This is a genomic window from Acinetobacter sp. ANC 4973, assembly GCF_002135275.1.
GTDB classification, from domain to species: Bacteria; Pseudomonadota; Gammaproteobacteria; order Pseudomonadales; family Moraxellaceae; genus Acinetobacter; species Acinetobacter kyonggiensis.
Genome location: NZ_NEGM01000032.1, coordinates 1 through 11,672, shown reverse-complemented (window position 1 = coordinate 11,672; position 11,672 = coordinate 1). Strand labels below are relative to the sequence as shown.

Annotated in this window: 11 protein-coding genes; 6 read left to right on the top strand and 5 right to left on the bottom strand. The window is 33.4% G+C overall.

All coding sequences use genetic code 11. The features are described 5' to 3' along the window. A partial coding sequence (locus tag B9T30_RS16905) for an IS1 family transposase (RefSeq protein ID WP_413772582.1) occupies positions 1–137 on the bottom strand: 137 nt, incomplete at its 3' end. A gap of 265 nt (positions 138–402) precedes the next feature. Between B9T30_RS16905 and B9T30_RS16270 the strand changes: the two genes are divergently transcribed. The 3 genes from B9T30_RS16270 to B9T30_RS16260 all read left to right on the top strand — a co-directional run bounded on the left by B9T30_RS16270 (position 403) and on the right by B9T30_RS16260 (position 3,020). After that, positions 403–639 carry a hypothetical protein gene (locus tag B9T30_RS16270; protein ID WP_086185919.1) on the top strand — a complete coding sequence of 79 codons (237 nt, stop codon included), beginning with the start codon at positions 403–405 and terminating at the stop codon, positions 637–639. An 888-nt stretch (positions 640–1,527) separates the two neighbouring features. Next, positions 1,528–1,965: a BLUF domain-containing protein gene (locus tag B9T30_RS16265; RefSeq protein WP_086185918.1), complete on the top strand. Its 438-nt coding sequence runs from the start codon at positions 1,528–1,530 to the stop codon at positions 1,963–1,965. Positions 1,966–2,681: 716 nt separating this feature from the next. Beyond that, positions 2,682–3,020, top strand: coding sequence for a hypothetical protein (locus B9T30_RS16260; protein ID WP_086185917.1), 339 nt, complete (start codon positions 2,682–2,684; stop codon positions 3,018–3,020). Between the two features lie 610 nt (positions 3,021–3,630). On the opposite strand, the gene B9T30_RS16255 is transcribed toward B9T30_RS16260, so the two are convergent. After that, positions 3,631–4,236 carry an alpha/beta fold hydrolase gene (locus tag B9T30_RS16255; RefSeq protein ID WP_086185916.1) on the bottom strand — a complete coding sequence of 202 codons (606 nt, stop codon included), beginning with the start codon at positions 4,234–4,236 and terminating at the stop codon, positions 3,631–3,633. 422 nt (positions 4,237–4,658) lie between these two features. Beyond that, on the bottom strand, positions 4,659–5,000 hold the full coding sequence (locus B9T30_RS16250) for a winged helix-turn-helix transcriptional regulator (RefSeq protein ID WP_086185915.1): 342 nt from the start codon (positions 4,998–5,000) through the stop codon (positions 4,659–4,661). A 142-nt stretch (positions 5,001–5,142) separates the two neighbouring features. Here B9T30_RS16250 and B9T30_RS16245 point away from each other — a divergent pair, with 142 nt between their 5' ends. The 3 genes from B9T30_RS16245 (at position 5,143) to B9T30_RS16235 (ending at position 7,756) form a co-directional block, all read left to right on the top strand. Further along, positions 5,143–5,799 carry a DsbA family protein gene (locus B9T30_RS16245; protein WP_086185914.1) on the top strand — a complete coding sequence of 219 codons (657 nt, stop codon included), beginning with the start codon at positions 5,143–5,145 and terminating at the stop codon, positions 5,797–5,799. Between the two features lie 25 nt (positions 5,800–5,824). After that, a complete protein-coding gene (locus B9T30_RS16240) occupies positions 5,825–6,685 on the top strand; it encodes a Vmh family MBL fold metallo-hydrolase (RefSeq protein ID WP_086185913.1) in 861 nt (286 codons plus the stop codon). 366 nt (positions 6,686–7,051) lie between these two features. Then, a complete protein-coding gene (locus B9T30_RS16235) occupies positions 7,052–7,756 on the top strand; it encodes a transglutaminase-like domain-containing protein (RefSeq protein ID WP_086185920.1) in 705 nt (234 codons plus the stop codon). Between the two features lie 250 nt (positions 7,757–8,006). On the opposite strand, the gene B9T30_RS16230 is transcribed toward B9T30_RS16235, so the two are convergent. Both B9T30_RS16230 and B9T30_RS16225 read right to left on the bottom strand, forming a co-directional pair. Beyond that, complete coding sequence (locus tag B9T30_RS16230) at positions 8,007–9,626, bottom strand: oleate hydratase (RefSeq protein ID WP_086185912.1); 1,620 nt, start codon at positions 9,624–9,626, stop codon at positions 8,007–8,009. 668 nt (positions 9,627–10,294) lie between these two features. Continuing rightward, complete coding sequence (locus B9T30_RS16225; RefSeq protein ID WP_086185911.1) at positions 10,295–10,780, bottom strand: DUF2867 domain-containing protein; 486 nt, start codon at positions 10,778–10,780, stop codon at positions 10,295–10,297. Positions 10,781–11,672: the final 892 nt, after the last annotated feature.

Genomic DNA, 11,672 nt, shown 5'->3' with positions numbered 1-11,672 from the left:
ATTTTAGGTTTGAGCGCACTTGAACGACCACAATCTTTACATCTGAACTGCGCATTTCCACTTTTATTGTGTCCATTATTATAGATATTCGCTGATTGGCAGCGGGTGCATAGGTAGGTTGTAGTTTCTATGATCATTGTCAGTATTTACGACTTGTGTGGTTTCAATTGTATTCTAAAATAAAACACGTTGGATCTGAGCACTACCGTATTATTGATGATAACTTATACTATTTCTGGCTATTGAGTGATTTGAAGCTGTGGGAAGCGATTGATCGGATTGAATTGATTTTAATAAAGATGAATAATTAAATTTTAAAATTCATCATTAGATAGTTTTTTGACACTATATATTCATAAAACTAAAGTATAATATTTTTTTAAAATTTTGAGCTTAATCTAAATGCCGAATATTAATATAAAGAAACTAGATAAACTTGTTAGTGATATAGTTTTAAAAAATAAAACGCCTGAAAAAATATTAATTGGCTATAAAGCTTATGGAGAGCTAATGAACGATCGAAATTTTTTTGAAGAAGTAGCTGGCTCAGCTATGGAGCCGAGTAAGAGAAAATATAAGAAGATTAAAATTAAAGTTACTCAAGATGATTATCAGCTTGAAGTGAAGTGTTCAAATTGACATGGCTGTATAATAACGTAAGCTCGCTCATTGATCGGGATTTGTCTTATGTATTTTGAATTAATGGTAAAGTAATATTTTGCCAATGATTTAAAATTAAGTAGATATATAATAATTTATAGAATCTATCGCTATATTTTTTTGTTTTTAGTTTCTACCTCCTACCAAGGAGGTATTTTTTTTCTTGAAATTTAGGAAAAACAAATGCTCCAATTCCTCCGTAAATTATTCTGTATTCATGCGTATGAATTCGACTTCGATGATAGTGGATACACCCATGAATGCCGCAAATGCGGTAAAGATGATTAAGTCGCTCTCGAATTGCCGAATGTTCTACGGCATAGAAAACCCCGTCATTGGTTTGATGGGGTTTTCTTTTCTATTTTTTCTATCAAGTTTGAGGAAAACTTCTAGTAAATTGACTACTTCCATATTTTATTTTTTTATGTAATTAAATCAATATCTTGATATTTAATATTTAGGTTTTAACTTTATTCTTGGTTGATATAACCACGATTTGCATAGAGCTTACTTTACCCCGTGTTGCAATCATTGATATAGATTTATGCCGTTGAATATGCTGATTTTTACATATAGGTAGTGCTGAATCTTAATTTGATCGTTGGATCTACGACAACAACAAAGAGATAAAAGGGTTGGTTAATTGAAGAAATAAAGCAAAAACATTGCTCTTAAAATGAATGGCTTTATTTTAATGTTTGTATCTTATACAGGATACATAGCATATTCATTGGTAATCAGTATAAGGTTTAAAACATCAATTTAAATTTTTATGTGTTAGGTTTATTTTAATTATAAGGTTGTTCTGTATACTAAATAAAGTTGATAGTATATTTATATTTCAAGATAATTAGAAGGTTTTTGATAATGATAGGATGTATCAGGCTTGTATATGTAAGTAAATTTTATCGTAATGATGATGCCTTTAAATTGGATTTAATGAATATTTTAACTACTTCAATTAACTACAATACTCAAGAAAATATAACTGGAGTCCTTTGTTATGGTAATGGGTGTTTTATCCAATGTTTGGAAGGGAAAAAATCAACAGTAAATGATTTATATTTTAATAAAATTTTAAAAGATAATCGTCATATTTCTTGTCAGTTAATTTATTTTGAGGACGCTAAAGTCCGATTGTTTGACCAATGGGCTATGAAATTTGCTCCTCTTAATGTCAATTTAAGAAATTTCTTTTTGGAACATCATGGTAGCGAGTTCAATCCATTTCTCCTAAATACATTAACAATTGGACCTTTTTTGAAACTTTTGTCAAAACAAAATGAATGGGAATATTATATTTAAATTAATAAAAAATGATCATATTTAAAAATTATTTTAATTTAACTAATAATAGAAAAAAGACAAAATAAAAATTAATCAAGTTTATGATGCTGATTCATTATGGATTCTAGATATTAACTCCTTAACTTTGAACTATTTCAGAACTTATTTTTCATTCAATCCTAAGTTATGAATTCTAGCAACCAGATTAAATCTTAAATAGAGCCTTTTTAAAACGGGCATAAAAAACCCTAAACGTAAAGTTTAGGGTTTTTATAATCGGAAAGATCATTTTTGTAGCTTTTTGGGTTGTTTTTTAGGATCAGTTTACTACTGTGGGCTGTTTGGTTCATTTTGACGGTTAGGTTGTTGCTGATTAGATTCTTGATTTGGTTGACTCTGTTGCTGATTAGCTATTTTAATTTTCATCCTCTAGTGTTTGAAATACGTTGTTTTGGCAGCAACTTTATCAAACTGCTCTCTAAATATGCTTATCCAGCACCCTCTCTGTATCAATCGGCTGTGCAAGCTCAGCTTTTTTGGTTAAACAAATTACATACCATAAAATGCTTAAAATGTGATCAAATTGACAAACAAGGCTGAACTTAGAATAGTTGTGCTCCATTTTTTGTTTTTAGGAGAAATGAGCCATATATCTGTAGTTAACTTAGAATATCTTCAGGTCGGTACAGAAATCTATCCTATCAGCGGCTTGTATCTGAAAAGGAGGTGTTTTCATGAAATTCGTGTTAAGCATTCTTTGCGGCTTCTTTTTTTTCGGTGGATTGCTTATTTCAAGTAATGTATCAGCGGAAAAGAAAGAAACTGTTCCTTGGGGTTGTGATGCTTATGGCTCATCTATGTGCTATTTCAGTATTCATTATAACTCTGGAGGAAACAGAAACTTCACAATGCATGGTGGTGAAAGGGACAAAGTTTCGGGTGTTGTACCCGTTAAAGATCAATACTGTGTATGTGTAGGTACACCAACACCTAGTGATCTAAACCAGTGTCATAATGGATATCAAGGAAAATTCTGTAAGAGAGGTACAGTAAACCGTAGTTACAACAATTAATGAGCTTCCACCTCATGGTGGCTGTCATTGGTGTAGTCCTAGAGATTTTTAATCGATATTTAGATAGATAATTTCCCAGTGAGCGTTTTATCGACATGCTCATGTACAAAGCATACTTATATGCTTTGTAATGAAAGGTCATGTTGTGTCGGCAATACTTTGGAAACAGTTGGTTAAGCTTTCACGAGTATTCTAAAATAGATATAAACCCGCTATATAACATAATGGACGTTATATGAAATAGCCCTCAATTTTGAGGGCTATTTCATACCAAAATTAACTGTGCTTGAATCTTTCGACATTCAATTACTGTCCATCTAATTTTTGCCATACCTTGATATTTGGTCGTGTAAGTGTTGAGTAAGTTACCGATGGATACATGTGCTTAATCAGCAGTCTAAGGTCATGTTTTCTCAAAATTTAATACAGAATTATTTTTCGTGAAATGAGTTGTTGACGGTAAATGATTGATAAAATTTCAATTCAATCTTAAATGTATGTAAATAAAAATGTATAAAACTGAAGAAATAATTTGCATAGCGCGGGAATATCCATGCAAAAGCGACTACAGTGTGTTGGTTGCCATAACAGTTGTGGATTTTAGGGAGAATTAACAAAGAGTTTCTAAAAACTGATTGATATACAGGCTAACTTCTTCAGCATGCTTTTCTGCTAAGTCATGTTTTCCACCCTCAATAATATGCAATTTAGAATTTCCTAACTTATAGTTTAGATGTTTTCCTACAGTAATAGGGCTTATAGAATCATCATCTCCCCATATCAATAAAACAGGAACATGAATTGTTTCAAGATAATCTTCATAATCAACATTCGTTGTCATGAACCAGTTGGGATATCGTGGATATTGCTCTTGGTATTCAGTACGCCAATCTTGAACATTAAAATGAGTCAAATCAATTCCACCTGAAGTTGCGATTAAAACCAGACCTTTAATCAGATTAGGATTCATGAAGGTCTTATTAACTGCAAAAATCCCTCCCATTGATTGAGCAATCAGAATAGATTTGGATTGAATTTTGCTTGTGACATAGTCTTGTAAATCACTAAAATTATTTATATTTTGATCATTTTCAGAGGTTCCAAAACCCGGATAACCAATAATCTCTTTTTCATAATGTATGGGCAAAAAATCAATTAAAGGATTCCAAAAATCCATATTTCCAGAAGCCCCAGGTAAAAATACTATTTTATCCATTTTTTCATATACTTAAATTTTTAAATTATTTAAAGCCTATCTCTTATAATGTAATTCGTCTAGATGTTATTAACCAATTTAAATATCATCTAATTGTTGATTTGTTAGTGGCATGATTAAATATGTTATTGAAATATAATGTTTTTTTAAATTTATGATTAGGCTTCTCGATAAAACAAAGCAACCCTGCATTTGCTTATGTTATTGAACTGATACTTTTCAGGCGCATCTCTTTAATCTGATGATCCTAAAAAGTTCTCTGTTTATATTTTACACGGCCTTTAGTTTGTGGTGAGCTTGTATATTGATATTGAGTGTGCTGAGTATGCACCTAAATTATGTAATCTAGGTGTCTTTCTGAGGGCTGTGACTGACTCTAAATACGAATTCTGATTATGCTTGGGGGTTGATGACTTGCCCACTTAATTTGTATTTTTTTCAATCCAATCAACTAAATCATAAATTTTTTCAGCAACTTCAACGCCTTTTTTTGCAGATAATGAATATTCTACATGTGGAGGAATGACGGCATATTCCTTACGAATGATAAAACCATCATTTTCTAAATCACGTAAAGTTTGAGTCAACATTTTTTCACTAATACCATCAATTTTTCGTCTTAATTCACTAAATCGATGTGTCCCTTTTCTTAAACTAAACATGACGAGTACCCCCCAACGATTGGTTAAATGCATTAGCGTAACTCTAGAGGGGCAATTTTTTGATAGAACATTTGCGGCCAAGCAAGATTCATTGGTGTTCATATATTTTCCGCCATAAAAGAGCACTTACTTTTTTGTAAGTACTTACAAAAAGTAACTGTCTTATTTACTATAACAAATATCGCCTGAAATGTACGGTTCTTCGCACATTTCAAATCATATTTTTATTGATGAGAGTACGTTTATGGCTTCTCCAATTTTACATTGGATTATCGATCCTATCTGTGGCTGGAGCTATGGTGCATTACCTTTAATGAATGCAGTCGAAGAAAAATTTCCAAATCGACAGAGTCTACATTTGGGTGGACTTTATAGTGAAAATCACAAACCACAAATGACAGCAGCAATGCGTGCACAAATCATTCATTATGATGAGCAGATACATCAACTCACAGGTGTAGATTTTGGCGATGATTATAAAAATGGTTTGCTTGCAGATACAACATTGATCATGAACTCTATTCCTGCAACTCATGCTTTACTGAGTATTTATCAGGGTTTAGGGCATAGCTCAATGTTGTCGCTCTTAAATTTAATACAACAGGGCTACTATCAAAATGGCCTAAATGTCACACAATACAGTGTGCTTGCTCAACTTGTTTTGCAGTTAGGTATTCATGAAGATCAATGGTCAAAATATTTAGAGGCAGTAGATCAGAAGTTTATGTATCAAAGTATTCATCAGACACGTCAATTGTTATCACATGTGCGTGGACAAGGCTTTCCAACCTTGGTGTATGAAAACCAATCTGGCGAAATGAATAAGATACCAATACATAAATTTTACAATAAACCACAGGACTTGGTTCAGTTCATTGATCAGCAATTGCTTAAAGCGTAATTTAATTTTAAAGAGAGACCACAATATGAAATTACTTATTCAATCACTTCTTGTCAGTTCAATGGCATTGAGTGCTTCAGCTTTTGCAACGGAGTTAAGCTATAAAGTTTATAACCCTCAAGCACAAGGTATTTTCCCTGTTACATCGACTCTAATTTCTGGTGAAAAAGAAGCTGTGCTTGTTGATGCACAATTTAGTATCAACGATGCAAAGAACTTAGTTAAACTCATACAGGACAGTGGTAAAAATCTTAAATATATTATTATTACAGCAGGTGACCCAGATTATTATTTCGGCTTAGAGCCACTTGTACAAGCATTCCCAAATGCAAAAGTGATTGCAACACTTGAAGTGGTCAAACATATTGAAGCAACTAAAGATGGTAAGTTTGCCTATTGGGGACCCATTTTGAAAAATGGTGCTCCATCTCAAGTGATTGTTCCTAGTGCAATTGAAGATAAAACGATTGAGCTAGAAGGTGAAAAAATTGAGATTAAAGCGCCAGGTAAATATGCTTCTTATCTTTGGGTTCCAAGCAACCGTACAATTCTGGGGGGTGTTGGTTTGTCTTCAGGGATTCATTTGTGGACAGCAGATGCACAAACGAAAGAAGCACGTGCTGAATGGCGTAAAACGGTGAAACAAATGAATCGATTACATCCACAGGCTGTAATTCCTGGACATTATATGGGTGAAATTCCTTCTGCAACAAAAGCCATCGACTTTACCTACAAGTATCTTGTGGATGTCGATAAGGTTTTGAAAGATCATAAAGATTCAGCATCAGTCATTGCAGCCTTAAAAGAGAAGTACCCTAACTTGGTAGAAGAAAGTTCTTTGGAGTTAAGCTCCAAAGTACTTACAGGCGAAATGCAGTGGAAATAATTTAAGCGCAATTCATGTTCTTACAATTATCTTTTCTAGAATCATTGGTAACTTTTAAGCTTTTATTTGCATATAACTTAATCTATACAATGGATTAAGTTGTATGCGTTAATTTGTTTATTTCTCTATAAATTAAATCCATAATTTAAATTAAGAGGATTTGTCCTGATTATTTGCGTTGTTCATACCAAGCCTGCACTTATTTTTGTGAGCTAAAGTCAGCACATTTTTTGCATAGTTTTAGATAGAGAAAAGCCCCAAAATAAAAATAAGGAAAATATTATAAATTATTAAAAGCCATGATCTATTGACCTTGGTCTAACTCCATAGTTTTGAATAAAGATAAGTAAAATGACAGAGGTCATTATGGAAAGATTGCTGAAAGAAACCCCTATTTTGGACTATAACCATATTTTAATAAAAAATTTAATAGAGCAAAGAAAATGGAATGGGTTAGGTGATGTAGATAAAGTAAAAAATATTTATAATTTTGTTCGAGATGAAATACAGTTTGGTTATAACACTGGTGACACGATACAGGCTTCTGATATTTTAAAAGATGGCTATGGCCAATGTAATACAAAAGCGACTTTATTGATGGCACTGTTAAGAGCAGTCAAAATACCTACTCGGTTACACGGCTTCACTATTGATAAAGAGTTACAAAAAGGTGCCATTGATGGTCTCTGGTATAAGCTTTCACCTAAAAACATTTTGCATAGCTGGGTAGAAGTTTATGTGAATGAACATTGGTATATCTTGGAAGGGGTTATTCTTGATAGGCAGTATCTTCAAGAATTAAGAAACATTAATAAAAACATGACTAAGAGATTCTGCGGTTTTGGAGTTTTCACTGATAATTTTGATAATCCGCCTATAGATTGGAATCTAAGTGATACTTTTATTCAGGATAAGGGGATTAATCAGGACTTCGGTCTATTTGATAGCCCTGACGATTTTTATAGAAATCATCAACAAGAACTTAGTTATATTCAAAGTCTCTTTTTTAAGTACTTTATAAGACATTTAATGAACAAGAATGTAAATACAATTAGGAATAAACAGCGTTAGAATTTATTGACGATAACTCGTAAAAGCTGAATAAAATTCCAACGTACTTTCGAAATTATTGAGGTTGTGAAAGTTAGCGAAGATCTAAGTAAATAAAGTTTAAGTATATTGTTTTTAAAAATAGGGCAATCTACTTCTATTAATTTGGTGAAATAAGTATGTTTTGTAATGTGTTGAGATAAAAATAGACTAAGTTAAAAAAATAAGAGCACGTTTGTGTGCTCTTATTTTATACAAGGTCAATTCATGCTTAATGGAAAACTGTTTCCAGTGCTTTTAAACCTACTTTCGGATCGAGCAGACCATTATAGATCTCTGGAATTTCACGCTCTACGCCAAAGAATTCATAAATCGCAATCATAGCGCCACGCACAGAATATTCCACAGTGAAGACCACATCATCTTCAATTTCAACAAACTGACCTAAAAAGGCAAAGTTTTGCGAACCATGAGGAATCACCAAAGGACGATCACCTAATTTTCGGCATGCGAACAGGGCGGATGCATACGGCATCATTGCTGTTGTCACATCGGTTGTTTGCAACACATGCTCTAAAATGTCATCAAAGCCCAGCTGTTTGATGAGTTCGGTTAAAATTTCTTTACCAGTGGCTTCGCTCATCGGTTTTTTGATGTAATCGCCGATATGGTCAATTTGGAAGCCGTAGCCCCATAGGGTATACATGCCTTCAGGCAAGTCTGGAAAATGTGGCTGTGCTGGAACGACAATGGATAAATGCCAACCTGATTCAAACCAAGTCATCAATGCGCCAGTGCCCGGTTCATTGCCAGTGTAATCAATGATGCGTTTTAACAGCACATCATCTTTCATGGTTAGGGTGAATGACTCCCACTTATGTTCATCGACATTGCCATAAAAAGTCATTGGACGGCCAAAGTCAGGTGCTTTCTTAGCCAATATATCCCAAAGTGTCCAGCCATGATCCAAACGGTCGCGGATTAAAGCGGGTACATCATCATTGCCGCCATAACGAGAGTCGGCAGTAATGGAGCCTAAAGTGAAAATGGCTAAGTCGTGCGCTTTCAGCTCGATTTGCTCTGTACCTTCAGGTAATTTCACGTATAGACGTGTAGCACGGCGTTCTTGAGTTTCTTCATCGGTAATGAAGTCTGCATCGGTCACATAATTGCCAAAGCGTACATCTACGCCTTGCGCCACCAGCCAGCGTTGTAGCGGCAGAATCATGGAGTCGTATTGATTGTACTTGGTGCGCTTGACACCTGCGAGCGTATGAATACGTGGTAGTTCCTGAATAAAACGCAAAAAGTAGCGGCGCAATTCCGCTGCACTATGCCACTTTTGAAAAGCGAATGTTGTGCGCCACATGCGCCAAAAATTGGTTGCAAAAAAAGCATCATCAAAAAACTCATCAATGCGGCGGCTACCGATTTTTTCTTCTCTCGATGCCAATAAGCGCAACATTTGCACACGGTGTAATGTATTTAGTCCGAGTTTTTCTGCATCTGCAATTACATGCTGTGCATCAATTAAACGCGCTTGAGCATGGGTTTTCACTTGTTCGTTAAATTCACGGCATTCTTCACGTACAGAAATTTCAGGATTTTCTAAAGAGGGAATGCTGGAAAATAAGTCCCATAAACATAAATAGGTCTCATCGGTCAGCATACGTCCACCACGTGTCACCCATGCTTGCGCTGCATGCGGAGTAGGGCCGCCATCCATTGAACCGCCCGATATATCCAGCTCTTCTAAAATATGAATATTTTTTGCAGGTACTTTAGCATCGCGAATTGCAAAAGCTGCTGCTGCCATGCCAGCAATACCGCCACCGATAATCCAAAGATGTGAGTGTTGCGCATCCAAAAGATTGCGTTTTTTATTTTGCATTGTTAACCCCTCATTGATTTAAAAATTATGTGTTAAATGGTTTAAAGCCATAAAATTAGTATGTCTTTTTATATATGAAAAATGTATGAAAGTTAAAGTAATTTTATACAGTTTTTTGTAATCAATAACTTAAGTTTTATGGTTTTTTTGGATTTTTAATGAACATTATTAGATTTTAATATATTCTTAAATTATTGAATTATAAAAACTTACTGAGTATTTACTCTATTTTGTTTGGAAGACCATCCAAGCTTTTTAATAATACACAACTGTATTTTTATTTATAAGAAAAATCTATGGGTGATGATGAGGGGGCTGTTTGAAAAAGAATAGATAACTTACATAACCTGAATCGTGTTTATCGAAATTTAGTATCAATGCTCGCATTTCAATAATTTCAAAGCTTTCTTCTTGTCATTATTTAGTTTGCCCAAAGAGCATATAATCTGGTAATGAGTAAGTCTTGGAGCCTCTTAGATTACTTCACAGGTATTTATGTAATTTTGTGTGTTTATTAGCTCTGCCATAAAAAATAAGCCAACGATTCAAATGAGCGAAGCATTGACTTAAGCTGGATTCAGGTTATGTATTTGACATGAAATACAGCCTTTAAATTGGACTGTATGTCCAACTTTTGGGGCAGATTAAGCAAGGGCTTTGTTCGTAAGTTATGCTAATTTTTTAAGCATATTTCTTATAATTCGCCCATGTGCAATGGATACTGGGAGCATATAAATTTTTCCAAAAAAATTGTACGTTACGACGCTTGTTGTAATCTTAATTTCATTCTTGTACTCAGTACATGCATTAATTTGCATAGCAACTAACACACTCAAATGCTTATCCGTTGACTGGAGAAACAATTCATTATCTGAAATTTTAACCACATCAAAGAAATCTAATTTATCATTTAATTTTGCTGGATGAATTGTTGATGAGCCAAATCCTTTAATTGGCTTTACACCTCCTAATCTATAACTTAAGAAATCTCTAATCTTAAAAGCAGTATTTAGCCAAGCAGATGATTTATGCGTCATCATGCTATAAGCTTGAATTGCGCTAATATTCTTGTTAATAATTTGCGTATCCTCATGAAGGAAATTTAACTCCTTAATAGGTGCAACCAATCTAGATTTACTGTTTTCTATATTCAATTGAAATACTCTTTTAGGAATTTATTTTTTAGTTAATGTGTTGATTAATTTTTAATATTTATAAGTACGTATTGTCAATTTTTATTTTTTATTCTTCAATATGTGAAAGCTGATATTTGTGCGTAATGACAAATTGATTGTGGAACTCAGCTTTATTTTAAATAACGCTGAGCTGGCAAATGTCCAATAAAAAGTATTGTCTGCAACTGAGATTTTGCTGAATTATTGATGGATTATGAAAAGCATGATTAGTCATACATTACTGTGCATCCTTAGATTAGGCTGCACAGCATATTCGATCAGTACGAAGGTGAAGGTTGGGAGATATGTGAAAGTCCACTAAGTTGATCTAACATTAGTCGGTTTTAGAGTTAGTAAAATCATGACGACTAAACTAATAAATAAGCATGAAATGATTCAAATTTTTTCTTTGGGTAGAATGGCAAAGATCATTATAAATAGAAGATGTTTTGTCGATAATTGATATTTAAAAAACATGTATTTTAAATAAACCATTTTATATACAGGTATTTATAATTATTATTCAGTTGCCGTTAAAAAATATAAAGTGATGAATATGGCATTGTTTTTAATAGACGTTGCACAAAGAGAATATCAAAGGATGGGAGAAACAGCAGATGGTCACACAATTGAGGCATCACACCCTACATCCTTAGATACGATTAATATAAATGTAGGGTATTAACATGGCTAACTCGCATTAGGCTTATGATTCTAGAAAATCCATATTCGTGTAAAAAAATCTTTTATAAATAACTTTAATTGTGACGCATAATTAAAATCACTAATAAAGCGTGATTTATATCACGTTTTTAAGAAGATCTGATAAAATATAGGTTTATCACTGTATAAAATTTTATTGGCTCATAAT